The 23,756-nt window shown below is 72.6% G+C and carries 27 protein-coding genes; 16 read left to right on the forward strand and 11 right to left on the reverse strand.

Annotation, left to right across the window (positions count from 1 at the left end; translation table 11 throughout):
* The first annotated feature begins 1 nt into the window (after position 1).
* Genes JOD64_RS24750 through JOD64_RS24765 form a run of 4 tightly spaced genes read left to right on the forward strand, consistent with a single transcriptional unit; the run spans position 2 to position 4,086 of the window.
* Complete coding sequence (locus JOD64_RS24750; protein WP_204944426.1) at positions 2-1,471, forward strand: PfkB family carbohydrate kinase; 1,470 nt, start codon at positions 2-4, stop codon at positions 1,469-1,471.
* Positions 1,468-2,169: an SDR family oxidoreductase gene (locus tag JOD64_RS24755; RefSeq protein ID WP_204944427.1), complete on the forward strand. Its 702-nt coding sequence runs from the start codon at positions 1,468-1,470 to the stop codon at positions 2,167-2,169. The genes JOD64_RS24750 and JOD64_RS24755 overlap by 4 nt, the downstream gene beginning before the upstream one ends.
* Positions 2,166-3,119 carry a glycosyltransferase family 9 protein gene (locus JOD64_RS24760; RefSeq protein WP_204944428.1) on the forward strand — a complete coding sequence of 318 codons (954 nt, stop codon included), beginning with the start codon at positions 2,166-2,168 and terminating at the stop codon, positions 3,117-3,119. The genes JOD64_RS24755 and JOD64_RS24760 overlap by 4 nt, the downstream gene beginning before the upstream one ends.
* Entirely contained in the window at positions 3,103-4,086 is a 984-nt protein-coding gene (locus tag JOD64_RS24765) for a DNA topoisomerase IB (protein WP_204944429.1), read from the forward strand. The genes JOD64_RS24760 and JOD64_RS24765 overlap by 17 nt, the downstream gene beginning before the upstream one ends.
* Positions 4,087-4,309: 223 nt before the next feature.
* On the opposite strand, the gene JOD64_RS24770 is transcribed toward JOD64_RS24765, so the two are convergent.
* Positions 4,310-5,071: a TetR/AcrR family transcriptional regulator gene (locus JOD64_RS24770; protein WP_204944430.1), complete on the reverse strand. Its 762-nt coding sequence runs from the start codon at positions 5,069-5,071 to the stop codon at positions 4,310-4,312.
* An 82-nt stretch (positions 5,072-5,153) separates the two neighbouring features.
* Here JOD64_RS24770 and JOD64_RS24775 point away from each other — a divergent pair, with 82 nt between their 5' ends.
* Entirely contained in the window at positions 5,154-6,743 is a 1,590-nt protein-coding gene (locus JOD64_RS24775; RefSeq protein ID WP_443673903.1) for an MFS transporter, read from the forward strand.
* On the opposite strand, the gene JOD64_RS24780 is transcribed toward JOD64_RS24775, so the two are convergent.
* The 4 genes from JOD64_RS24780 to JOD64_RS33570 form a co-directional block, all read right to left on the reverse strand.
* The gene (locus tag JOD64_RS24780; protein WP_204944432.1) at positions 6,733-7,236 is read right to left on the reverse strand and encodes a hypothetical protein; all 504 of its coding nucleotides are present in this window, start codon (positions 7,234-7,236) and stop codon (positions 6,733-6,735) included. The two genes, JOD64_RS24775 and JOD64_RS24780, sit on opposite strands and share 11 nt — an antisense overlap.
* A gap of 88 nt (positions 7,237-7,324) precedes the next feature.
* Positions 7,325-8,956 carry a RecQ family ATP-dependent DNA helicase gene (locus tag JOD64_RS24785; RefSeq protein ID WP_204944433.1) on the reverse strand — a complete coding sequence of 544 codons (1,632 nt, stop codon included), beginning with the start codon at positions 8,954-8,956 and terminating at the stop codon, positions 7,325-7,327.
* A 152-nt stretch (positions 8,957-9,108) separates the two neighbouring features.
* Positions 9,109-10,059 carry a TIGR03557 family F420-dependent LLM class oxidoreductase gene (locus JOD64_RS24790; RefSeq protein ID WP_204944434.1) on the reverse strand — a complete coding sequence of 317 codons (951 nt, stop codon included), beginning with the start codon at positions 10,057-10,059 and terminating at the stop codon, positions 9,109-9,111.
* Between the two features lie 99 nt (positions 10,060-10,158).
* Positions 10,159-10,284 (reverse strand): hypothetical protein, encoded by a 126-nt coding sequence (locus JOD64_RS33570; RefSeq protein WP_255421242.1) that lies wholly within the window; start codon positions 10,282-10,284, stop codon positions 10,159-10,161.
* 79 nt (positions 10,285-10,363) lie between these two features.
* Between JOD64_RS33570 and JOD64_RS24795 the strand changes: the two genes are divergently transcribed.
* Positions 10,364-10,507, forward strand: a complete 144-nt coding sequence (locus tag JOD64_RS24795) for a hypothetical protein (RefSeq protein WP_204944435.1) — start codon at positions 10,364-10,366, stop codon at positions 10,505-10,507.
* Complete coding sequence (locus JOD64_RS24800; RefSeq protein ID WP_204944436.1) at positions 10,504-11,994, forward strand: glycoside hydrolase family 3 protein; 1,491 nt, start codon at positions 10,504-10,506, stop codon at positions 11,992-11,994. The genes JOD64_RS24795 and JOD64_RS24800 overlap by 4 nt, the downstream gene beginning before the upstream one ends.
* A 49-nt stretch (positions 11,995-12,043) precedes the next feature.
* Here JOD64_RS24800 and JOD64_RS24805 read toward each other — a convergent pair whose 3' ends face one another.
* Together JOD64_RS24805 and JOD64_RS24810 are read right to left on the reverse strand one after the other, a co-directional pair.
* Positions 12,044-12,331, reverse strand: a complete 288-nt coding sequence (locus JOD64_RS24805) for a GNAT family N-acetyltransferase (protein ID WP_204944437.1) — start codon at positions 12,329-12,331, stop codon at positions 12,044-12,046.
* Positions 12,328-13,554 carry a cysteine desulfurase-like protein gene (locus tag JOD64_RS24810; protein ID WP_204944438.1) on the reverse strand — a complete coding sequence of 409 codons (1,227 nt, stop codon included), beginning with the start codon at positions 13,552-13,554 and terminating at the stop codon, positions 12,328-12,330. The genes JOD64_RS24805 and JOD64_RS24810 overlap by 4 nt, the downstream gene beginning before the upstream one ends.
* Positions 13,555-13,649: 95 nt before the next feature.
* On the opposite strand from JOD64_RS24810, the gene JOD64_RS24815 reads away from it, so the two are divergent.
* From JOD64_RS24815 to JOD64_RS24845, 7 genes are all read left to right on the forward strand, one after another.
* Positions 13,650-14,015: a hypothetical protein gene (locus JOD64_RS24815; protein WP_204944439.1), complete on the forward strand. Its 366-nt coding sequence runs from the start codon at positions 13,650-13,652 to the stop codon at positions 14,013-14,015.
* Positions 14,016-14,074: 59 nt separating this feature from the next.
* Positions 14,075-14,896, forward strand: coding sequence for a DUF1206 domain-containing protein (locus JOD64_RS24820; RefSeq protein ID WP_204944440.1), 822 nt, complete (start codon positions 14,075-14,077; stop codon positions 14,894-14,896).
* A gap of 83 nt (positions 14,897-14,979) precedes the next feature.
* The gene (locus JOD64_RS24825; protein ID WP_204944441.1) at positions 14,980-16,167 is read left to right on the forward strand and encodes a mechanosensitive ion channel family protein; all 1,188 of its coding nucleotides are present in this window, start codon (positions 14,980-14,982) and stop codon (positions 16,165-16,167) included.
* 304 nt (positions 16,168-16,471) lie between these two features.
* A complete protein-coding gene (locus JOD64_RS24830; RefSeq protein ID WP_204944442.1) occupies positions 16,472-16,906 on the forward strand; it encodes a phage holin family protein in 435 nt (144 codons plus the stop codon).
* Positions 16,903-17,277, forward strand: a complete 375-nt coding sequence (locus JOD64_RS24835) for a DUF3618 domain-containing protein (RefSeq protein ID WP_204944443.1) — start codon at positions 16,903-16,905, stop codon at positions 17,275-17,277. Before JOD64_RS24830 ends, JOD64_RS24835 begins: the two co-directional genes overlap by 4 nt.
* Positions 17,274-17,546, forward strand: coding sequence for a DUF4235 domain-containing protein (locus JOD64_RS24840; protein WP_204944444.1), 273 nt, complete (start codon positions 17,274-17,276; stop codon positions 17,544-17,546). Before JOD64_RS24835 ends, JOD64_RS24840 begins: the two co-directional genes overlap by 4 nt.
* A gap of 287 nt (positions 17,547-17,833) precedes the next feature.
* Entirely contained in the window at positions 17,834-18,037 is a 204-nt protein-coding gene (locus JOD64_RS24845; protein ID WP_030338233.1) for a cold-shock protein, read from the forward strand.
* Positions 18,038-18,193: 156 nt separating this feature from the next.
* Here JOD64_RS24845 and JOD64_RS24850 read toward each other — a convergent pair whose 3' ends face one another.
* Both JOD64_RS24850 and JOD64_RS24855 read right to left on the reverse strand, forming a co-directional pair.
* Positions 18,194-18,388: a hypothetical protein gene (locus tag JOD64_RS24850; RefSeq protein ID WP_204944445.1), complete on the reverse strand. Its 195-nt coding sequence runs from the start codon at positions 18,386-18,388 to the stop codon at positions 18,194-18,196.
* Positions 18,389-18,476: 88 nt separating this feature from the next.
* A complete protein-coding gene (locus JOD64_RS24855) occupies positions 18,477-19,460 on the reverse strand; it encodes an aldo/keto reductase (protein WP_204944446.1) in 984 nt (327 codons plus the stop codon).
* A gap of 83 nt (positions 19,461-19,543) precedes the next feature.
* Here JOD64_RS24855 and JOD64_RS24860 point away from each other — a divergent pair, with 83 nt between their 5' ends.
* Both JOD64_RS24860 and JOD64_RS24865 read left to right on the forward strand, forming a co-directional pair.
* Positions 19,544-20,338 (forward strand): trans-aconitate 2-methyltransferase, encoded by a 795-nt coding sequence (locus JOD64_RS24860; protein WP_204944447.1) that lies wholly within the window; start codon positions 19,544-19,546, stop codon positions 20,336-20,338.
* A complete protein-coding gene (locus tag JOD64_RS24865; protein ID WP_204944448.1) occupies positions 20,335-21,357 on the forward strand; it encodes an adenosine deaminase in 1,023 nt (340 codons plus the stop codon). The genes JOD64_RS24860 and JOD64_RS24865 overlap by 4 nt, the downstream gene beginning before the upstream one ends.
* Positions 21,358-21,633: 276 nt before the next feature.
* Here JOD64_RS24865 and JOD64_RS24870 read toward each other — a convergent pair whose 3' ends face one another.
* Positions 21,634-23,037, reverse strand: coding sequence for a HAMP domain-containing sensor histidine kinase (locus JOD64_RS24870; RefSeq protein ID WP_204944449.1), 1,404 nt, complete (start codon positions 23,035-23,037; stop codon positions 21,634-21,636).
* A gap of 29 nt (positions 23,038-23,066) precedes the next feature.
* A complete protein-coding gene (locus JOD64_RS24875; RefSeq protein WP_204944450.1) occupies positions 23,067-23,756 on the reverse strand; it encodes a response regulator transcription factor in 690 nt (229 codons plus the stop codon).

Below are 23,756 nucleotides of genomic sequence, written 5' to 3' on the forward strand. Positions count from 1 at the left end.
CGTGAGGGGACCTGTGGTGGTGCTCGGGGACACCCTGCTCGACCGGGACGTGGAAGGGGTGGTGAACCGGCTCTGCCCGGACTCGCCGGTGCCGGTCCTCGACGAGACCGCGGCCAGCGACCGACCCGGTGGCGCAGGTCTGGCGGCGGTGTTCGCTGCCGCGCAGGGCGCTGACGTGGTGCTGGTGACCGCGCTCGCCGACGACGCCGGCGGGGCCCGACTGAGCGCGCTGCTCGCCGCGGCCGGAGTGCAGGTGTACCCACTGGCCCTGTCCGGTGCGACGCCGGAGAAGATCCGGCTGCGGGCCCGGGGTCGGGTGCTGCTGCGCCACGACCGCGGCGGCACCTCCGGGGAGCCGGGTCAGCCCTCCGACGAGGTGCTCAGGGTGATCGGCTCGGCGTCCGCGGTGCTGGTCAGCGACTACGGCCGGGGCGTGGCCCGGCAGCCCGCACTGCGCGACGCGTTGGCCGCCACCCGCGCCCCGGTGGTGTGGGACCCACACCCGCGCGGCCCGGCGGCGGTCCCCGGCGTACATCTGGCCACCCCGAACGAGTCGGAGGTGCGCGAGCTGGTCCCCGCACTGCCCGGTGCCTCCCGGCTGGCCACCGCGTCGCGCGGCGCGCAGGGCCTACGGCGGCGCTGGCGGGCGGGTGCCGTCGCGGTGACGCTGGGCGGGGACGGTGCACTGCTCTGCCACGCCGGGTCGACACCGCTGGTGGTGCCGACACCGGGCAGCGCCGAGGGGGACACCTGCGGGGCCGGCGACCGGTTCGCGGCCGCCGCCAGCCTCGCGTTGGCCCAGGGCGCGCTGGTCTCCGAGGCGGTGCAGGCGGCGGTCGCCGAGGCGTCCGCGTACGTGGCGGGTGGGGGAGTGGCGGCGGCGCTGCCATCGAGCGCGAGGAGTGAGTCGTTGATGCGAGCCCCGCAATCGCAGACGAAGGGCGGCCGAATGTCGACAAGCGTCGTCGGCCCGGGGGGTGAACGGGTGGGAGTGGCCGCGGTTGCCACGCTCCTCGGCGAGGTACGGGCCGCAGGCGGCACGGTGGTGGCGACCGGGGGTTGCTTCGACCTGCTGCACGCCGGGCACGTGGCGACCCTGCAGGCCGCCCGGCAGCTCGGCGACTGCCTGATCGTCTGCGTGAACTCCGACGCCAGCGTGGCCGGGCTGAAGGGGCCGGATCGGCCGGTGATGTCCGAGGGTGACCGCAGCCGGCTGCTGGCCGCGTTGAGCTGTGTCGACGCGGTCCTCATCTTCGACGAGCCGACCCCGGAGGCGGCGCTGTCCTGGGTGCGACCGGACATCTGGGTCAAGGGCGGCGACTACGCCACCGGCGGTGGCGATGCCAACGTAACGCTGCCGGAGGCGGCGGTCCTGCGGCGGTGGGGCGGTAACACGGTGGTGGTGCCCTACCTGGACGGCCGTTCCACCACCGACATGATCGTTCGCTCCGTCGGGGAGCGGACCCGATGACCGCCACGCGGTCCGGCGCCGGACCCACCGTCCTGGTCACCGGCGGCGCCAGCGGGCTCGGTGCCGCGGTGGTCGCCGCGGTGGCCGCCTCCGGCGGTCGCCCGGTCGTGCTGGACCGGCAGCCGCCGGCCGACGGGGTGTCCTGGACCGAGTGCGACCTGGCCGACACCCGGGCGGCCGAGGTGGCCACCCAGCATCTCGCCGAGCAGTCCGGTGGCCTGGACGCGGTGGTCACCGCCGCCGGCACCGACGTCCCGGGGCGACTCGGCGACGTGCCGGGGGAGACCTGGGACCGCATCGTCGCCGTCGACCTGCTGGCCACCGCGGCGGTGATCCGGGCCGCGCTGCCGTTCCTGCTGACGTCTCGGGGCCGCATCGTCACGGTCGCCTCGACCCTGGGTGTCAAGGCGGTCAGTGACGCGACGGCGTACTGCGCGGCGAAGTTCGGTGTGGTCGGCTTCACTCGCGCCCTCGCCGCCGAGCTCGCTGGTCAGGTCGGCGTCACGCTGCTCATCCCGGGCGGTATGCGCACCGCGTTCTTCGACGAGCGCGACCCGCAGTACAAGCCGGGGGCGGACGCGATCCTCAACGATCCCGCCCACACCGCCGCCGCGATCATGTTCGCGCTCAACCAGCCCGCCGGTTGCGCGGTGCGGGAGATGGTGGTCTGCGCCGAGCAGGAGACCTCGTACCCGTGATCCTCGTCCTGCGCGCCCTCGGCGTCGGCGACCTGGTCACCGCGGTGCCCGCGCTGCGGGCGCTGCGGGCCGCGTACCCCGGTCGGGAGCTGGGGCTCGCCGCGCCCGCCTGGCTTGCCCCGCTGGTGGACCTGGTCGGTGGCGTCGACCGGCTGGTCGACACCGCCGGGCTGGATCGGCCCCTGCGGGTCGGTTCGGCCCCACCGGTCGCGGTCAACCTGCACGGGCGCGGCCCGCAGTCGCACCGGTTGCTCGCCGCCACCCGGCCCGGCCGGCTGCTCGCCTTCGCCAACCCGGAGGCCGGCTGCACCGACGGCCCCCGGTGGGCCGCCGACGAGCACGAGGTGGACCGGTGGTGCCGGCTGCTGTCCTGGTACGACATTCCGGCCGACCGCACCGACCTCGGCCTGCGTCGGCCCGGTCCGACCGGGCTGCCGACCGGGGCCACCGTGCTGCACCCCGGCAGCAGGATCCCCGCCAAGCGCTGGCCCGCCGAGCGGTTCGCCGCGCTGGCCCGGGCGCTCACCGAACGGGGGCACCGGGTGCTGCTCACCGGCTCGGCCGACGAGCGGGCGCTGGCGGCCCGGGTGGCGGACGCGGCCGGCCTGGCATCCGACTCCGTGCTGGCCGGCCGGACCGACCTCGGCGCGCTCGCGGCGCTGGTGGCCGATGCCCGGCTGGTGGTCAGCGGGGACACCGGGGTGGCCCATCTGGCCACCGGGTACGGCACCGCGTCGGTCGTCCTCTTCGGGCCGGTGCCGCCCGCGCAGTGGGGGCCGCCGCCGGACCGGCCCCGACACCGGGTGCTCTGGGCCGGCGAGGGCGATTGGCCCGGGTGGGACGGGGTAGGAAGTCACCCGACGATGGCGGCTCTGCGCCTCGACGAGGTGCTGGCCGCGGTGGCCGAGGTGGAGAGGGTGGTGCGGGTCTCCGGTGCGGTTGCGGCGTAGCGACCCGGGTGGACCGGGGTACGGACGGCGTCGGCGCGGACGGGGCTGGCTCTTCGTCGACCCGACCGGCGCTCCGGTCCGGGATCCGGACGTCCTGGCCCGGTTGCGGGAGCTGGTCATCCCTCCGGCCTGGCAGAACGTCTGGATCTCGCCGTACCCGAACGGGCACATCCAGGCGATCGGAATCGACGCGGCCGGTCGTAAGCAGTACGTCTACCACCCGCTGTGGCGGGAGAAGCAGGACGAGGCGAAGTTCGACCACATGCTGGAGGTGGCCCGGCGGCTCCCGGTGCTGCGGGAGCGGGTGGGGCGTGACCTGGACGGCCGAGGGCTGGGCCGGGACCGGGTGCTGGCCACGGTGGCTCGACTGTTGGACATGGGGATGTTCCGGGTCGGCAGCGACCAGTACGCGGCCGGCGACGACCCGACGTACGGGGTGTCGACCCTGCGTCCCGAGCACGCCCGGTCCCGGCGCGGCTGCGTGGTCTTCGTGTTTCCGGCGAAGGGTGGCATCGAGCAGGTACGCCGGATCGAGGACCCGGAGCTGTGCCAGGTGCTGGTCAATCTGCGCCGTCGTCGGCGCTGGGCGGACCGGCTGTTCGGCTACTGGGACGGTCGGGAGTGGCGTGATGTGCGCAGCGACGAGGTCAACGGGTACCTGCGCGACGCCAGCGGTGGGGAGATGACCGCCAAGGACTTCCGTACCTGGCACGCCACAGTCCTCGCCGCCACCGAATTGGCCACCGTCGGCCCGGCCCGTTCGGTGACGGCCCGGCGCAAGGCGGTGGTCGCGGTGATGCGTGAGGTGGCCGAGCTGCTGGGCAACACTCCGACGGTGGCTCGTGCGTCGTACGTTGATCCGCGGGTGGTCGACCTGTACCACGACGGGGTGGTGGCGTCGGTGGACCCGCGGGCGTCACGCGAGGAGGCCGAGCGGCTGGTCCTGGAGTTGCTGGAGAAGGCTTGACCGGCCCACCGGGCGGCCGCCCGCCGCACTCGCGGCGGACGCCTCGCCGCGGCCCCCGTTGGCGCAGCCCACCTTGGCTCGCGGTGCGGGCGGTGGCAGGCCGCGTTGGTGTCAGTCTGCCGGCAACGAGTTGACCGTGGACGCCGGGCGGTTGACGATCCGCGCCGGATGCAAGCTGCCCTCGCGATGCTCCTGCGGGCTCATCCCGTACGCATCCGTGTCCTCAGGCCGCTCGCCGGCGGATCAGAGCCTCGATGCCGTCGAGGATCCGGTCCAGGCCGAAGGTGAACTCGTCGTCCGGGTCGTCGTCCTGGTCGAGCACACCGGCGGTCAGCACCCGGTGCAGCGCCGGGAAACGGGACGGGTCGATGAGCCGAGCCACCATCCGGCTGTACGCGGGCATCATCTCGCCCGGCTCGATCCCGGCGGCTCGGCTGCCCTCGGTGATCTGGGCGGTGAGCGAGGCCTCGTTGCGGATGTATCCGGTGATCAGCAGGAGCACGGAGATCTTCTCGCCCTCGGCCAGGGCGGTGTCGTCGAGGCAGCGCAGCCCGTCCTCCAGCCAGCCGAGCTGCTGCGGGGTGATCGGCGGGCCGGTGATCGGCACGTGCAGCAACCAGGACCGGTGCCGCAGCACCTCGTGCTCGGCCCAGGCCCACCGGGTCAGGCCGGCGCGCCAGTCGGCCTCCGGCGGGGGCGGGCCGGGCGGCGGGCCGTACCCGGTGTCCACCATGAGCATCAGCAGCTCGTCCTTCGAGCCGACGTACCGGTAGAGGGCCATGGTGGCGGCGCCCAACTCCTTGGCCACCCGGCTCATCGAGACGGCCGCCAGTCCGTCGGCGTCGGCCACCCGGACTGCGGCGTCCACGATGGTGGGCACGCTCATCTGGGGCCGGGGGCCCTTGGGGGGCCGTTCCCGTAGCCCCCAGGCGCTCTCGATGGCCGGTGGGATCACTGGCCCGCTGTCGTCTGTCTTCGCCGCCACATTTCCTCCTTGCCTCGCCATCCTAGTTCTGCGTATGGTCTACGCATTACAGCGTACGACATACGCAGAAGGGGACTGGATCATGACGACGATGACCACACCGGCACCGCGGGCGGGCCGGCGGGAGTGGATCGGGTTCGCGGTGCTGATGCTGCCGCTGCTCCTGGTCTCGATGGACGTGTCCGTGCTCTATTTCGCCGTCCCGTTCATCAGCGAGGAGTTGCGCCCCACCGGCACCCAGCAGCTCTGGATCTTCGACATCTACGGCTTCGTGCTGGCCGGGCTGCTCATCACCATGGGCGCTCTGGGCGACCGGATCGGCCGACGCCGGCTCCTGCTGATCGGCGCCGCGGCGTTCGGGGCGGCGTCGTTGCTGGCCGCGTACGCCGACAGTGCCGCGACGCTGATCGCCGCGCGCGCCGTCCTCGGCATCGGCGGAGCCACCCTGATGCCCTCCACGCTCGCCTTGGTGCGCAACATGTTCCACGACGCCAAGCAGCGCGGCACCGCGATCGGCATCTGGACCGCCACCCTCACCGGCGGCATCGCGATCGGCCCGGTGCTCAGCGGCATCCTGCTGGAGCACTTCTGGTGGGGCTCGATCTTCCTGATCAACATTCCGGCAATGCTGATGCTGCTCCTGCTCGCCCCGCTCCTGGTGCCCGAGTTCCGCAACCCGGCGACCGGGCGGTTCGACCTGCTCAGCGCCGCGCTCTCCCTCGGCGCGCTGCTGCCGGTGATCTACGGCATCAAGGAGATGGCCCGCGACGGCGTCAGCGGTGTGCGGGTGCTCGCCATCGTCGCCGGCCTGCTGGTGGGCGCGCTGTTCCTGCACCGGCAGCGGACCCGGGCGTACCCGATGGTCGACCTTGCGTTGTTCCGTCGGCGCGGCTTCGCCGGGTCGCTCGCGGTCAACCTGCTGGCGATGTTCGCCCTGGTCGGCTTCGCCATCTTCACCACCCAGCACCTCCAGCTGGTGCTCGGCCTGAGCCCGCTGCGGGCGGCACTGTGGAGCCTGGTGCCGTCCCTCGCCGTGGGCGGGATCGCGCCGGCCGCGGCCGCGCTCGCCCAGCGCGTCGAGCGGGCGTACCTGATCGGCTCGGGGTTCGGGATCGCCGTGCTCGGCTTCGCGGTGCTGACCCGGGTCACGCCGGAGACGCCGCTGTGGCTGCTGCTCGTCGGCGCGAGTGTCTACGCCGGCGGCCTGGTGATGGTGATGTCGCTCGTCACCGAGCTGGTCCTCGGTGCGGCCCCGCCCGAGCAGGCCGGTGTCGCGTCGGCGCTGACCGAGTCCAGCAGCGAGCTGGGCGGCGCGCTGGGGATGGCGATCCTCGGCAGCGTGGGCGCGGCGGTCTATCGCCGCGAGATCGTCGACAGCCTGCCGGCCGGGTTGCCCGCCGACGCCGGTGACGCGGCCCGCGAGACCCTGGGCGGCGCGCTCGCCGTGGCGCAGGGGCTGCCGGCGGAGCTGGCCGACGCGGTGCTGCACGCCGCACGGGTCGCGTTCACCGACGGGCTGCACCTCGCCGCCATCGCCGCCATGGTGTCGATGGTGCTGGGCGCGGTCACCGCGCTGGTCGCCCTACGCGGCGTCCGTCCGGCCGACCCCGCGGCGCTGGCCGCCGAGCCGACCGGTCCGGTCGATGCGTCGTTGTCGTCGGTCAATCGGTGAGCACGTGTGCGAGCCGGTCACGGAAGCGCCGCTCGGAGTCGCTGACGGACTCGCCGCCGATGCCCAGCAGCCCACCGCTGGACGCGGCGCCCACCACCTGTTCGGCGATCGTCACGAGCCAGTGCTTGTACGCGCCGGCCTCGCCCTCGTCGACACGACCGGCCAGCAGCGCGGCGGCCTGGCCGGCCCGCAGCAGCACGTCGTCGATCAGCGCCCGTGGGTCGTCGGGCGCGATGACCGGCAACTCCGCACCGGTCTCCGGGTCGCCGACCCGGGTGACGATCTCGCCGGCCACGGCGGCGACCAGCGAGCTGGCCGACTCCCGGCCGGCGGAGATGGTCTCCAACCCGGCCGCGGTCTCCGCCATGGTCCGGCGGGTGCCGTCGGACTCGGCGGCGCTCGCCGCGGTCAGAACCGACTGCGGCAGGCCGACCAGCAGCCCCCACTCCCCGTCGGAGAAACCGAAACCGGTGTACGCCGGCTGCTCGATCACGGCAACGCCCCTTCCGCCCTGCTCTGCTTGGTCAATCGAAGCTCTGCTTGGTCGATCCACCGGGCGCCACGTCGGTGCCCGGGTCAGGCTAGTCCAGGGTCAGCAGGCCCTGTTCGGACACCACGCGCACCGACAACGTCTTGTACCCGACCTCATCGAAGAGAACCGTCATCTTGTCCTCCTCGTAGGAGAGCACCATGCCGTTCCCCCACTCCGGGTGGCGCACCTGGCTGTGCACCGGGAACGGCCCGACCGCGCCCTGGTCGGCGACGCTGGTGCCGGCATGGCAGTTGTCGCAGTGCCCGCAGACCTCGGTCATCTGCTCGCCGAAGTAGGCCAGCAGGGTCTGCCCCCGGCAGGCGCTGGTCTCCGCGAAGGCCCGCATCATGTCGGTGCGGGACCGGGTCACCGTCTGCTGCCGCTCCGCCTCGCCCAGCGCCGCCGCGGCGGCGTCGCTCGGGGTCGGAGAGTAGCGGGGAGCGCCGATGCGCTGCCGGGCCCGCGGCTCGGCCGCGCCGACCTGCTCCAGCAGGGACAGATACTGGCCCAGCTTGCGCGGCCCGAGGCCGGTGGCCTCGCGCAGCTCGGTCTTTGTGGCCGGCTTACGGCGCAACAGCGCGGCCAGGTCGCGCAGTTCGTCGGAGTTGGGCAGGCCGCCGCTGAAGAACCGTTGCAGGCCCACGTCCTCGGCCTGCCAGAGCAGCAGCACCCGGGCCGGCTGCCCGTCGCGCCCGGCCCGGCCGATCTCCTGGAAGTAGCTGTCCGGGGAGTCGGGCAGCGCCATGTGCACCACCCAGGCGATGTTCGGCTTGTCGATGCCCATGCCGAACGCCGAGGTCGCCACCATGATGGGGACCTGATCGGCGAGGAACGCCTCGTGCAGTTCCGCGCGGGCGCCGGCGGACATTCCACCGTGGTAGCACTGCGCCGGGAAGCCGGCGTCGGTCAACCGGGTGGCGAGCTCCTCGGCGGCGCGGCGGGTCGGCACGTAGATGATCCCGGGCCGCTCGTCGTCGCGCAGCAGCGTGATCAGCCGCCGCCACCGGTAGTCCTCGGTGGGGCAGTGCGCGACCTCGACGAACAGGTTCGGCCGGTCGAGTCCGGAGACCACGACCTCCGGCTCGCGCAGTCGCAGCCGGGCGATGATGTCGTCGCGTACCGGCGGGGACGCGGTGGCGGTCAGCGCCACCACCGGTGGCCGGCCGATGCCCTCGATCAGGTGCCCGAGCGCCAGGTAGTCGGGGCGGAAGTCGTGCCCCCAGGCCGAGATGCAGTGCGCCTCGTCGATGGCCACCAGCGCCGGCTTCAGCGCGGCGACCTCGGCCATCCGGTCCGGGTTGCTCAGCTGCTCCGGCGTGATGAACAGGAACTCCGCCCGACCCTCGCGGATCTCGGTGATCGCCTGGGCCTGCTGGGTGGGCGACTCGTTCGAACTGATCCGCACCGCCCGCAGTTCCGGGCGTTGCCGCTCGTTGAGGGAGGCGATCTGATCCTGCTGGAGGGCCAGCAGTGGGGAGATCACCACGGTGGGGCCGGGGATCAGGCTGGCCGGAATCTGGTAGATGGCCGACTTGCCGGCACCGGTGGGCAACACCACCAGGGCGTCACGTCGCTTCATCACCGCGCGCATGGCGGCGAGCTGGTTGGGCCGTAGCGCCTTCCAGCCGAAAAGGCTGCGGGCCGCGCGGCGCAACGTCATCGAATGCGTGGACAGTTTCATCGAGGGCCGGAGGTACCCGAGCCCATGACCGCCGAAACGCGTTCCGACGATCATGGGCTCTACGGCTCGGGCTCTACGGCTCGGGCTCGGCGGCTGTCGGGCTCGACGGCTGCGGGGGCTCGACGGCTGCGGGGGCTCGACGGCGGCGGGGCTCAGCGCAGGCGGGGCAGGACCTCGCGCTGGTAGAGGTCGAACAGGCCCTGGTAGTGCGGGCCGGTGTTCGCCACGTAGAGCTCGTCGAAGCCGGCCTTGGCGTACTGGTCGATCATCTCCAGGTGGGCGTCGACACTGTTGCCGCAGACGAACGCCTCCTTCAGCATCTCCGGCTTGACCAACTCGGCGGCCTGCTCGAAATGTCGTGGTGAGGGAAGCACCTGGGACAGCTCGCCCGGCACCCCGGCGTTGGGCCAGCGTTCGTACGCGATGCGCATGCCCTCGTCCTCGCTGTCGGCGTACGCCGCCTTGAAGCCGGCCTGGCACGGCTTGTCGCCGCCGCCGTTCTCGCGGAAGCGGCGCACCATCTCCGCGTCCGGCATCGTGCTCACGTAGCCGTCGCCGATCCGGGCGGCGAGGTCGATGGACTTCGGCCCGAAGCCGGAGACGTAGATCGGCGGGGGAGTGTCGGGCAGCGTGTAGATCCGGGCCTGCTCGACCGTGTAGTGCTTGCCGTGGTGGTTGACGAAGCCGCCGCCCCACAGCGCGCGCAGCACCTCGACGGCCTCCTCCAGCATCTCCAGCCGGACGTCGGCCTGCGGCCAGGCGTCACCGAAGATGTGCTCGTTGAGCGCCTCGCCGGTGCCGACGCCGAGCACGAACCGCCCGCCGTGCAGCACCGCGCTGGTCGCCGCCGCCTGCGCGATCACGGCCGGGTGGATCCGTACGGTGGGGCAGGTCACCGCGGTGGTCACCGGCAGCGAGCAGACCTGGCTGAGCGCGCCGATCATCGACCAGACGAATGGGCTCTGGCCCTGTGCGTCCACCCAGGGGTGGTAGTGGTCGGAGATCCACAGTGCCTCGAACCCGGCCCGTTCGGCGCCGCGCGCCTGCTCCAACAGTTCGGCGGGTGTGAACTCCTCACTGGATAGAAAGTAACCGATTTTCATCGTCTCCCCTTCGGCGCGCGGACCTGCTCCTGCACAGAGCCGTACCCCGGCCGAGGTCGGTCACACCGCCCAGGCGGGGTGTCGATCGGCGGGTCGTGCTCAGCGCCGGCCGAACATCGCCCGGATCGCGGCGAGCAGCAGCAGGGCGCCGACCACCAGGCCGAGGAGGCGTACGCCGGGGATGTCGGCCGGGCTCGTCGCGTCGGCCAGCAGGGCGGGATCCATCCCCGCACTCTCCCGGGGAGCGGGCCGTCGGGCAACTGTAAGGTTTATTGACTATTGAATCGCCCGGTGTGACCATGGCATGACCGCCGGCCGGTGGCGGTGCGCCGAGGGCGCGCGAGAGATGGGGTACGGGGGCCGCATGAGCGAGCGCAACCAACGGGTCGACGGGGGCGCATCGACGCCGGTGACCGACGACGCCAACCGCCAGGAGGGGGTGGCGTGAGCGCGCCCAGCGGGCACCTCCCGGCCCTCGCCGCAGCCGTCCTGCAACCCGGGTTCGTCGGCACCACCCCGCCACCGTGGGTGTGCCGCTGGCTCGGCGAGGGCCTCGGCTCGGTGGTGCTCTTCGCCCGCAACGTCGTCGATCCCGCGCAGGTGGCGGCACTCACCGCGACGCTGCGCGCCGAACGTCCGGACGTCATCGTGGCCATCGACGAGGAGGCCGGCGACGTCACCCGGCTCGAGTCGGTCCACGGCAGCTCCCGGCCCGGCAACTTCGCTCTCGGCACGGTCGACGACCCGGAGCTGACCGAGGCGGTCGCCCGGGACCTCGGTGTCGAGCTGGCCGCGGCAGGGGTCACCCTCAACTACGCCCCGGACGCCGACGTCAACTCCAATCCGGAGAACCCGGTGATCGGCGTCCGTTCGTTCGGTGCCGACCCGGCGCTGGTCGCGCGGCACACCGCCGCCTGGGTCCGCGGGCTCCAGGCCGGTGGCGTCGCGGCCTGCGCCAAGCACTTCCCCGGGCACGGCGACACGCGCGTCGACTCACACCACGATCTGCCCCGGATCACCGCCGACCGGGACCGGCTGGACGCCTGCGAGCTGGCTCCGTTCCGGGCGGCCGTCGCCGCCGGGGTGCAGGCCGTGATGACGGGCCACCTGCTGGTGCCCGCCCTCGATCCGCAGCTGCCGGCCACGCTGAGTCGGCGCATCCTGGGTGGGCTGCTCCGCGACGAGTTGGGCTTCTCCGGCGTGGTGGTGACCGACGCGGTGGAGATGCGCGCGGTCGCCGACCGGTACGGCTTCGCCGGGGCGACGGTCCGCGCCCTCGCCGCCGGTGCCGACGCGATCTGCATCGGCGGTGAACGGGCCGACGAGCAGGCGGCCCGCGAACTGCGCGACGCCATCGTCGCCGCGGTCGTCTCCGGTGAGCTGCCCGAGGAACGCCTCGCCGAGGCGGCCAAGCGGGTCGGTCAACTCGCCGCCTGGACGGTGGCCGCCCGCACCGCGGGATCGGCCGTCGGGCGCGGCGCGGCCGACGTCGGGCTGGTCGCCGCCCGCCGGGCCGTTCGGGTCACCGCCGGCCCCAGCGCGACGGTCGCGCTGCCGTTGACCCGCGCCGCGCACGTCGTCGAGTTCGAGCCGCCGCGCAACATCGCCATCGGTGCGGAGACCCCGTGGGGCATCGGCGCACCGCTGGGCGAGCTGCTGCCCGGCACGGACACGGTCCGCTACGCCGAACCCGACGTACCGGCCGACCCCGGCGCCGGGGCGGGCCTCCGCCCACTGGTCCTGGTGGTCCGCGACCTGCACCGGCACGACTGGATGCGCGCCGCGGTGCAGCGCGCGTTGGCCGCCCGCCCGGACGCGGTCGTGGTCGAGCTGGGCGTGCCCGAGCTGGTCACCGGGGCGGTGCACCTGGCCACCCACGGCGCCACCCGGGCCAGCGGTCGGGCCGCCGCCGAGGTGCTGACCGGCACCTGCTGAGCCGCGCCGACCGGCCGGTGCTGATCCGGTCGGTGCTGGCTCGTCGGCGCTAGGGGAGGTCGGCGACCAGGTCCGCGTACTCGGGGTGTTTGTCGATGAACGCGGCCATGAAGGAGCACTGCGGCACCACCTTGGTGCCGCGGGCGCGGAGCTCATCCAGCGTGCCCCGCATCAGCGCGCCCCCCACGCCCTTGCCCTGGAAGTTCCGGTCCACCTCGGTGTGGGTGAAGACCAGGATCTCCCCACGTGCCAGGTACGCGGTGAAGCCGGCCAACGCGTCGTCGATCAGGATCTCGAAGCGGTGCTTCGCGGGGTTGTCCTCGACCAGGGTGCTCATCCGGCCATTCTCCCCGCACCGTCGATCAGCGCGTCCAGTTCGCCGAGCAACCGGTCGACCTCGTCGGCGGTGTTGTAGTGGTAGATGCTGGCCCGCACCGCGCCGCCACTGTCGCGCAAACCCATCATCTGGAAGTACTCGTAGGCGTAGTAGTCGCCGACGGAGAGGCAGAAGCCGGCGGCGCCCAGCGCCTCCTGGGCCGCCGCCGGGGACATCCCGGCGACCCGGAACGAGACCGTCGGGCAGCGCCGGACCGGCGAGCCGTAGACGGTGATCGCCGGACGCTCCGCCAGCCCGGCGAGCAGCCGGTCCAACAGGGCCTCCTCGTGTGCCTGAGCGGCGGCCAGCCCGGCCCGCAGCCGCGCCCGCCGGTCGCCGACCGCGTCCGGGTCCAGACCCGCCAGATGATCCACCGCGGCGGTCACACCGGCCAGCAGCGGGAAGCTCGGTGTGCCGTACTCGAACCGGTCCGGCACCGCGTCGGAGGACGGCACCAACTTCGTCGGGCGCAGGGCCTCCCACCGGGCCGGGTCCGCCACCATCGCCGCCAGGTGCGGTCCGGACCACTTGTAGGCGCTGGTGACCAGGAAATCGGCGCCCAGCGAGGTCAGGTCGGTCGGCCCGTGCGGCACCGAGTGCACCCCGTCGACGTAGACCAGCGCACCGGCCGCGTGCGCGGTCTTGGCGATCGCGGGCACGTCCGGCATGGTGCCGATGGCGTTGCTACCGGCGGTCACCGCGACCAGCCGGGTCCGTTCACCGACCAGGTCGGCGTACTGGGCTGCGGGCAGCTCGCCGGTGTGCCGGTCGACCTCGGCCCAGCGCACGGTCGCGCCGGCCGCCTCGGCGGCCTGCACCCACGGGCGCACGTTCGAGTCGTGGTCGAGCCGGGAGACCACCACCTCGTCGCCCGGGCGCCAGGTCGCGCCGAGCGTGCGGGCCAGGGTGTACGTCAGCGCGGTGGCGCTCGGGCCCAGCACCACCCCGGACGGGTCGGCGCCGAGCAGGTCGGCCACCGCCGAGCGAGCCTCGGCCACCAACTCCAACGACCGGCGACCCGCCACGTTGGCGGCGCTGCGATTTCCGACCGCGGTACGCATGGCGGCGGTGACCGCGTCGATCACACCGGCCGCGGTCTGGGTGCCGCCGGCACCGTCGAGATGGACGAAGCCCTCGGTCAGGGCGGGGTAGGCGGCCCGGGTGCGGGCGATGTCGAAGGGCATGTCCGGACCCTAGCCGGTGCCCCTCGTGCCCTGGTCGGCCGCCGGGTGATCACCGTTGGGCGATGCCATCGCTTTCGTCTCGTACTCTTGGCGAGGTGACGAAACGATCCGCCACCATCCCATTGACCCCCATTCGCCGCGCTGCCGGCCTTTTCGCCGGTCTGGCGCTCGGCCTCGCGGTGCTCGCCGGCTGCAGCTCGCAGGGCGCCTCCACCGACTGCGCGGTGGACGCCTGCACGGTCACCTTCGATCGGGGTGTCGACGCGAGGACCACCATCCTTGGCATCGAGGCCAAACTGGTCGGCGCCGAGGGGGACCAGGTGACCGTCGAGGTCGCCGGGGAGCAGCTCACCCTCACCACCGGGCAGCAGGCCGCCGAGGCCGGCGGCTTCGCGGTCACCCTGGACAGCGTCACCGACCAGCAGGTCAAAATTCGCGTAGCACGTAACCCGGGCAGCTGAGCTGGGCGGGCGGCGGTGGCCGACGTTTGGGAACCTCCGAAACCGGAGATTGTGACGCCATGTCACTCACCCGTAGCGCCGAAGCCACCGCCTCCCGAACGGCGGACAGCCGGTGGCTGGAACTTCTCGCCCGGGCCGGCTTCCTCGGCTACGGCCTCGTCCACCTGCTCTTCGCCTGGTTGGCGTTGCAGATCGCGTTCGGCACGTCGTCCGACGACGGCGACCAGTCCGGCGCACTGCGTACCCTCTCCGAACAGCCCCTGGGTAAGTTCCTGGTCATCGCCACCGCGATCGGCCTGCTCGCGATGGCGATCTGGCAGGCGCTGGAGGCGGCGGTCGGGCACCGCGCCGAGCGGGGCAAGGAGCGGGTCACCGAACGGCTCGCCTCGGCTGGCCGAACCATCGTCTACCTCTACTTCGCCTGGACCGCCTTCAAGGTCTTCAAGGACGCCTCGTCGAACAGCGCCGACCAGCAGGAGGCGTTGACCGGCAAGCTGATGACCTCCAGCGGCGGTCGCTGGCTGGTCGGCCTGGCCGGGCTGGTGCTGGCCGCGATCGGTGTCGGCCTGGTCATCTACGGGGCCGTCAAGCGGTTCGAGAAGCACCTCAAGACCGGTGAGATGAGCCCGAAGACCCGCATGCTGGCCCGCCGGCTGGGCATGGCCGGGTACATCGCCAAGGGCGTCGCGTACGGCATCGCCGGTCTGCTGATCATCGTGGCTGCGGTGAAGTACGACCCGGAGAAGGCCCGTGGTCTGGACGCCGCGCTGCACACGCTGCGGGAGCAGTCCTACGGCGTGTTCCTGCTGACCCTGGTCGCCCTGGGCATCGCCGCCTTCGGCGTCTACTGCTTCCTCCAGTCCCGGTACCGCAAGGTCTGAGCTGGTCGAATCTGAGGATGACGGGCACTCTTGGGCTTTTGCCCGGAGTGCCCGTCGTCTGATCGAAGGGAAGCCTGGAAGCCGTGCAGAGTTATCTCGAAACGGCCGTCGCCGCGCTCGTCGCGGCGGCGGTCGCCCTGTTCCTGGTCGAGGTCGTCCACCGGCTGACCCGGCGGTTCGGCCGCCGGTCACAACTGCTGACCGAGCTGACCGATCACGCGCACCGCCCCTTCCAGGTCGCCGGGACGGTCCTCGCCGTGCAGTTCGGGGTGCGCTTCAGCACCGGGTACGCGGTCGGCGAGAGTTGGCGGCAGCAGGTGCTGCACCTGCTCGTCCTCGCTGTCATCGCCACCACCGCCTGGCTGGTCGCCGCCCTGCTGGTCGTGGTGGAGGACACCGCGCTGGCCCGGTTCCGGGTCGACGTGCCCGACAACCGGCACGCCCGGCGGGTCCGGACCCAGGTGGTGATGCTGCGCCGCCTGACCATCGCGGTGATCGTCATCCTGACCGTCGGCGTGATGCTGATGACCTTTCCGAGCGTGCGTGGCATCGGCGCCGGTGTGCTGACCTCGGCCGGCGTGGTCGGTGTGGTGGCCGCGCTCGCCGCGCAGAGCCTGCTCGGCAACGTCTTCGCCGGCCTCCAGCTCGCCTTCAGCGACGCCGTCCGGCTCGACGACGTGGTCGTCGTCGAGGGGGAGTGGGGTCGGATCGAGGAGCTGACCCTGAGCTACGTCGTCGTACAGATCTGGGACGACCGGCGGTTGATCCTGCCCACCTCGTACTTCACCAGCAAGCCGTTCCAGAACTGGACACGGACCGAGTCGGCGGTGCTCGGCACCGCCGAGTTCGACGTGGACTGGGCGGTGCCGGTGCAGACGATGCGCGAGGAGCTGCGCCGCCTCGTCGAGGGCACCGAGCTGTGGGACGGGAGGGTCTGCGTCCTGCAGGTCACCGACGCCACCGGCGGGATGGTGCGGATGCGCGCGCTGGTCAGCGCCGCCGACGCGGGCAGTCTGTGGGACCTGCGCTGCCTCGTCCGTGAGCACCTGGTGGCCTGGATCCGGGACAACCGCCCGACCGCGATGCCCCGGACGCGCACCGAACTGGGCGACGCCCGCAGCGACCTGCCCTGGCAGTGGGTGCAGCCGAGGCGGCCCGCGCGCCGCGCCGCCGACATGGAGGCACCGGACGACGCGCGTGTCTTCGGCGGCAGCGACGACGGCGACGCCCGCAGCGAAGCCTTCGTAGGCCCCGAAGAATCCCGCCCCTGACCCGCCCCTGCAGCCGCGACGATCATGGCCTTGGCGGGTAGGTCTGCCCGGTTTGTCCCCCGCCAAGCCCATGATCACCGCTGCGAACGTGGGTGGGCGGGGGAGAGGGGGCCGGGTGGGAGGTTTGGTCGGGCTTGGGTGGGGGATCTGCTGCCGGACGTCTCTGGCGCGATCGAGCGGGACGGACACCGGGCTCCTCGGCGCGGCGTCCGGACAACGGGGACGGTGAGCTGCTCGGCGCGTTCTAGGATTGACGGGCGGCGACTTCGGGCATACAGCGCGGTGATGAGGAAAGGAGGACAGCATGGCTGACGTGGCGAACGCCCGCACATCCCACAACGGGAGCGAGCCCTCCACCGCCGAGTTGGTGCAACGAGCCACCGAGCAGGTCTCCCGCCTCGTGCGGGACGAACTGGCGCTGGCCCGGGCAGAGTTGACCCAGAAGGGCAAGCACGCAGGCATCGGGATCGGCCTGTTCGGCGGCGGCGGCGCACTGGCATTCTTCGGGCTGGGCGCGCTGGTCGCCACGGCGATCCTGCTGCTCGACCTGGTGTTGCCCGCATGGGCCGCCGCGCTGATCGTGGCGGTGGCCTGTTTCCTGTTGGCCGGCATCCTCGCCCTGGTGGGTAAGAAGCAGGTCAGCCGTGCCGTCCCGCCGATGCCGTCGGCCACGGTCCGCAGCCTCAGGGCCGACATGGACACCGTCACCGCCGCAGTGAAGGACAGGGGGCGGCAATGACGGGCAACGGGACCGGCGACACGGAGGCACTCCGCGAGGAGATTCGTCGCACCCGGGTCGAGTTGGGCGAGACGATGGAGGCGTTGGCCGCCAAGGCCGACGTCAAGGCGCGCCTGAAGGAGTCCGCCGGCCAGGCGAAGGAGCGGATGCGCGAGCAGGCGGCGCAGACCGTCGCCCGGGTCCGCGGGCAGGCTGTGCGGGGCGCCGGCATGGCGCGGGCACAGGCCTACGAAAAGGGTGGGTTGGTGCGTGCGCAGGCGCACGACAAGGGCGAGTTGGTGCGCCGCCACCCGATGCCGTGGGCGGCCATCGCCGCCGGTGCGGTAGCCACCGTGGTGGTGCTGATGATCGTGCGGGGGAGGCGTAGGTGAGCAAGAGTATCGGCAGGGTCGCGTACCGGCCGGTCGGCGTGTTGTTGGGTATCGCCGCAGGTGCGGTGGCCGGCGCGATCTTCCGGCAGGTCTGGAAGGTCACAGCGGGCGACGGCGAGGCGCCCAACGCGACCGACGAGGATCGGCGCTGGGGCGAGATCCTCGCCGCCGCGGCGTTGCAGGGCGCCATCTTCGCGGTCGTCCGGGCTGCCGTGGACCGGGGCGGTGCGGTCGGCGTCCGCCGGATGACCGGCAGCTGGCCAGACTGACCACTCAGCGCGTTCAGCCCTCTTCCGCATCGATGGGAAGGGGGCTTTCGCATGGTGTCGGACGCCGCACAGCGGATCTCAGGCATCCGTCAGGTCACATGTCGGAGAAATTCGTTCCAGAGGTCGTGACAGACTTTTTGCGTACGTGATTTGCTGTTCCACGCTGTTGCGAGATGGCGTGGGTTGAGAGAAGTCTCCTCATGGGGGCCGCCTCAGACGCCGCTGCTCGAAAACGGCCAATCGGCCGGACGGCGTGCACGGCCACCAGTTTTTAGAGGGAGATACACATGGCTCAGGGAACCGTGAAGTGGTTCAACGCTGACAAGGGCTTCGGCTTCATCACCGTCGATGGTGGGGGTGCTGACGTGTTCGTCCACTTCTCGGCCATCCAGACCAGCGGCTACCGCTCGCTGGAGGAGAACCAGCGGGTGGAGTTCGAGATCGCTCAGGGTCAGAAAGGCCCGCAGGCCGAGCAGGTCCGTCCCATCTGAGTAAGCTGGCCGGCCCCCGCCGGCCAGTGGGACGATCCGGCCAGGGTCATTGCAAAGCCCCGTATCCCGTCCGGGATACGGGGCTTTCCCCTGAGCCGAGGCCGCCGCCAGTGTGGACGGGCGGGTCGAGGCCGCGTGCCAGTGTGGACCGGCAGGTCAGCTCCGTCGACGCGAGCGCAGGCCGAGCCAGAGCACCACCAGCCCGGCCAACGCCACGAGCGGGCCGAGCACCGCCCAGATCTTCTCGTCGGTCATCACGCTGCCGCTGACATACCCGAGGCCCTGCACTGTCCACACCGCACCGATCACGACGGCCAGCAGGCCGAGGGTGAGCGAAAGCCAACCCCTCATCGCGTCCCCTCTCCGCCGCCCGGGGCGGCGCACCGCCCACCAGCATCGCTGGTGGGGCGGTGCGGTGCGAGCACCCCGGGTGCGCGGGTCACCACCGGTCGTGGACCTGCGGGCGGATCAGCTCGTCGTAGATCTCGCGTACGGCGGCCAGCTGGCCGTCGGTGAGCGGAGACAGGGACGCCGCCGCGGCGTTGCGCCGGGCCTGGTCCGCGTCGCGGGCGCCGGGGATGACGACGGTGACGCCCGCCTGGTCGAGCACCCAGCGCAGCGCGAACTGCGCCATCGTGCGGTCCGCGTCGACCAGCGGGGCCAGCCGGCGTACGGCGGCAAGGCCCTGCTCGTAGTCGACTCCGGAGAACGTCTCCCCGACGTCGAAGGCCGCGCCGTGCCGGTTGTAGTTGCGGTGGTCGTCGGCGGGGAACTGGGTGTGCTCGTCGTAACGGCCGGAGAGCAGGCCGCTGGCCAGCGGCACCCGGGCGATGATGCCCACCCCGGCCGCTGCGGCTGCCGGCAGGACACGCTCGAGCGGCTTGTGGCGGACCGCGTTGAGGATGATCTGAACGCTCGCCACCCCTGGCCGGGCGATCGCGGTGAGGGCCTGGTCGCAGGTCTCGACACTGACCCCGTACCCGGCGATGGCCTTCTCGGCGACGAGGGTGTCCAGGCCGTCGAAGACCTCGTCGGAGGAGAAGACGGCCGTGGGCGGGCAGTGCAGCTGGACCAGGTCCAGCGTGTCCATGCCCAGGTTGGCCCGGGACCGGTCGGTCCACTCCCGGAAGTTGGCCAGGGTGTACGCCTCCGGCAGCTGCTCGACGCGGCGGCCCATCTTGGTGGCGACGGTGAGCCCGGCGTCGGGCCGGGAGCGCAGGAAGCGACCGATCAGTTGCTCGCTGCGGCCGTCGCCGTACACGTCGGCGGTGTCGAGGAAGGTGACCCCGTCGTCCACGGCGGCGGCGAGCACCGCCATCGCGTCGGATTCGGTGACGGTGCCCCAGTCGGCGCCCAGTTGCCAGGCGCCCAGGCCGACCGCGCCGACGGTCCGGCCGAGCCGGTTGAAGCTGCGCTGTTCCATGCCCCGAGCCTAGTGATCGGGTTGCGCCCCTGCCAGGCGAGCCGTACCTTTCAACAAGACGGACGTACGGTTTGGAGGCGGCCATGTGGGATCCGACGACCTACCTGCGCTACGGCGACGAGCGGTCCCGGCCGTTTCACGACCTGGTCGCGCGGATCCCGGCCGAGCGGCCCCGGACGGTGGTCGATCTCGGCTGCGGCCCCGGTCAGCTCACCGCCACCCTCGCCGAGCGCTGGCCGACGAGCCGGGTGCTCGGCCTGGACTCCTCGCCCGAGATGATCGAGAGGGCCGGGGCCCTCGACGCTCCCGTCGACTTCACCGTCGCCGACCTGCGCGACTGGCACCCCACCGGCGACGAAGACGTGGTGGTCAGCAACGCGGCACTGCAGTGGGTGCCCGGCCACCAGGAGCTGCTGCGCCGCTGGGCCGCCGAACTGCCTGCCGGCGCGTGGCTCGCCATGCAGGTCCCCGGCAACTTCGCCGCACCCTCGCATCGCGCGTTGCGCGAGGTGGCCGACCTGCCGACCTGGCGGGCCGAGGTCGCCCCGCTGCTGCGAGCGGACCCGGTCGACGACCCGGCCGACTACGCGGCGCTGCTGACCGCCGCCGGCTGCGCGGTGGACGCCTGGGAGACTACCTACGTGCACCTGCTGCCGGCTCGGCCCGCCGCCGAGCACCCGGTCTTGGCCTGGATGGAGGGCACCGCGCTGCGCCCGGTGCGGGCCGCGCTGGACGCCGCCGGCTGGTCCGCCTTCCGTGCCGAGCTGGGGGTACGGCTCACCGCCGCGTACCCGGTGCGGCAGGGTCAGGTGTACTTCCCGTTCCGCCGCGTCTTCGTCGTCGCCCGCACCGGCGACCGTGCCCAGGAGAACCTGTGACCGACCTGCCCACCTTCATCGCCGGCCTGCCCAAGGTGGAGCTGCACGTGCACCACGTCGGCTCCGCCTCGCCCCGGATCGTCGCCGAGTTGGCTGCCCGCCACGAGGGACGCACCCCGGTGCCGGCCGACCCGGAGGCGCTCGCCGCCTACTTCGAGTTCCGCGACTTCGCACACTTCATCGAGGTCTACCTGAGCGTCGTGGACCTCATCCGCGACCCCGAGGACGTCTGGCTCCTCACCCACGAGGTGGCCCGGGAGTTGGCCCGCCAACAGGTCCGGTACGCGGAGCTGACCATCACCCCGTACTCGCACGTGCGTCGGGGCATCCCCGCGCCGGCGTTCTGCGAGGCGATCGAGGACGCCCGCAAGCGGGCCATGGCGGACTTCGGCCTCGAACTGCGCTGGTGCTTCGACATTCCGGGCGAGGCGGGCCTGCCCGCAGCCGAGGAGACACTGCGCATCGCCATGGAGGAACGCCCGGAGGGGCTGATCAGCTTCGGCCTGGGTGGCCCGGAGATCGGCGTACCCCGCCCCCAGTTCCGCCCCTACTTCGACCAGGCCCGTGCCGCCGGGCTGCGCTCGGTGCCGCACGCGGGAGAGACCACCGGGCCGCAGACGATCTGGGACGCCCTCAACGAGCTGGGCGCCGAGCGGATCGGGCACGGCATCTCCGCCGCCCAGGACCCGGCGCTGCTCACCTACCTGGCCGAGCGGCAGATCGGAATGGAGATCTGCCCGACGTCCAACGTACGAACCCGGGCCGTGGCCAACCTCGACGAGCACCCGCTGCCCCGGCTCGTCGAGGCCGGGCTGCTGGTCACCATCAACTCCGACGACCCGCCGATGTTCGGCACGACCCTCAACGACGAGTACGCGGTGGCGGCCCGCCTGCTCGGGGCCGGTCCCGAGGGTCTGGCCGGGCTGGCCCGCAACGCGGTGACCGCGTCGTTCCTCGACCCCGCCGGCAAGCAGCGGATCGCGGCCGAGATCGACGCATACCTCGCTGCCGCTGGCTGAGTCGGTTCAGCTCGCTGCTGCCGGCAGCCGGTTGGGCTCGCGGCGGCTGGCTGCGCCGGTCGGGGGAGCAGGGCGCGCGGCGGGAGCGTGGGTGTGGGGGGACCTGATACTCCCGCCGCGCGCGCGACTTCACCGGCCAAGGGTGCGTGGTGCGCTTGGCCGGTGAAACTGGTGGGTTCGTGCTCTGATCCTGTCAGCCCGAGGCCGATCCAAGGCGGTCGTTAACCGGGATCTAAGGAAGACTTGCGCTGGCGCACAGCCCGGGCCGGTGCCCGGTCAGTCGTCGGTGGGGCGCTGGCGGGGCCAGCGACGTCCGGCGGCCTTCGTGTCGCGGGCGTCGCGTGCCATCCGGCCGACCAGACCGAATCGGCTGACCTGCCGCGGCGTTGCCTCCGGGTCGGCCAGCAGCATCACCACGCTGGCCCCGCCCAGTCGGGCGCGGTCGATGCTCACCGAGCCGTTGGCCTGCAACGCCACCCGCTTGGCGATGTCCAGGCCAAGCCCGGTCGAGCCCTGGTCACTGGTTCCCCGGCGCAGCGCCCGGTCCGGGTTGGCGATGCCGGGGCCGGCGTCGTCGATCCGGATCGCCACGTACCCGTCCCGCCGGGACACGGCCACCTCGAACGCGGTGCCTTGCGGGGTGTAGCGGAAGACGTTGCCGATCACCGCGTCCAGCGCGGCGGCCAACTCGGCCCGGGGCACCGGCGCCGGGATGCGCAGCTGCGCGCCGTTCACCCGGTGCGGCCGATTCTGGTCGCCGGCCAGCGCGGCCCAGAACACCATCCGGTCCCGGACCACCTCGCTCACGTCGCACATCGCCGGCCCGGCCTCGTGCGCCACCGCCTTACGGGTGGTCTTGATCAACACGTCGATCTCACCCTCCAGGGTGACGATCGCCTGCCGGATCCGCCGGATGCCGCGGAGGCGGTCCAGCTCCGCCGGGCTGAACGAACCCACGCTGGTGTCGTCGGACTCCAACGCCTCCGCGTCCAACCGCAGCACGGTCAACGGGGTACGCAGACGATGCGACAGGTCAGCGACCAGTTCCCGCTCATCGGTGCGGGCCGCGTCCAGCCGGTCAGCCATCCGATTGAAGGCGTACCCGGCCTCGGCCAGCTCGCGGGGACCGGTCGGCTCGACGCGTACCCCCAGGTCGCCGTCGCCGATGGAGAGCGCGGCCTTGACCAGACCTCGGGTCGAATCCACCGCGCGGGCGGCGACCCGGTCGACCACCAGCACGGCCGCGCCGGCCATCGCCGCGCCGACCGCGAACAGCAGCAGCCAGGTGCCGCCGGCGCCCCCGCCGAGCGTCGAATCCGGGAGGAACACCTCGACCACGGCCGCCCGGTCACCGAGGACGACCGGGTCGAGCCGGACCACGCCCCCGTCGACGTCGACGACCAACGACCGTCGGTCGGCGCGGGCCCGGTCCAGGTCGCTGCCGCTGGCCCGACCAGCGGACTCGTCCAGCCCCAGCCCGTGCACCACCGGCCGGGTCGGGGCGCCCTCGGCGCTCGCCACCACGGCACGCTCGACGACCGCCGGGTCGGTGCTCACCGCCAGCGCGCCGGTCACCACCGCGCTGCGCCGGGCCGCGTCGGCGATCGCCTCGTCCCGGCGCTGCTCACGCAGGCTGAGCCCGAGCGGGATCAGGAACGCGAGCGCGACGAGACTGCACATGCCGGCCGTGAGCAGGGCCAGCGCCGTCCTCAGTCCGGTGCTACCAGCCGGAACCCCACCCCCCGCACGGTGCGCAGGTAGCGCGGCTTCGCCGCGGACTCGCCCATCTTTCGGCGGAGCCAGTACAGGTGAACGTCGATGGTCTGATCCTCGCCGACCGATGGCTGCCGCCATACCTCCTCCAAGAGTTCCCGGCGGGACACTACCCGCCCAGGTCGTGCGGCGAGATACGCCAACAGGTCGAATTCCTTGCGGGTCAGCGCCAGCGACTCCCCGTCGAGCTGGGCGCTGCGCTCGCCCACGTCCACCCGTAGCCCGCCGACGCTGTGCACCGCCGGCTGGACCGTCCGGCTGGCCCGGCCGGCCCGGCGCAGCACGGTGGTGATCCGCGCGTCCAGGTGCGCCCCGGTGAACGGCTTGACCATGTAGTCGTCGGCGCCGGCGCGCAGCAGTTTGACCACCGACTGCTCGTCGTCGCGGGCGGTGGCGATGATGATCGGGACGTCGGTGATGCCGCGCAGCATCCGCAGCGCGTCCGAGCCGTCCAGGTCGGGCAGGCCGAGGTCGAGCACCACGAGGTCGGGTGTCTCCGCGGCGACCCGACGCAGGGCGTCCAACGCCGTACCCACGGCGTGCACGGCATGCCCCCGGTCGGTGAGGGACCGCAGCATCGCACCACGCACGACGTGATCGTCTTCGACCAGGAGGACGGAGGCCAC

This window comes from Micromonospora luteifusca, from assembly GCF_016907275.1.
Lineage (GTDB): Bacteria > Actinomycetota > Actinomycetes > Mycobacteriales > Micromonosporaceae > Micromonospora > Micromonospora luteifusca.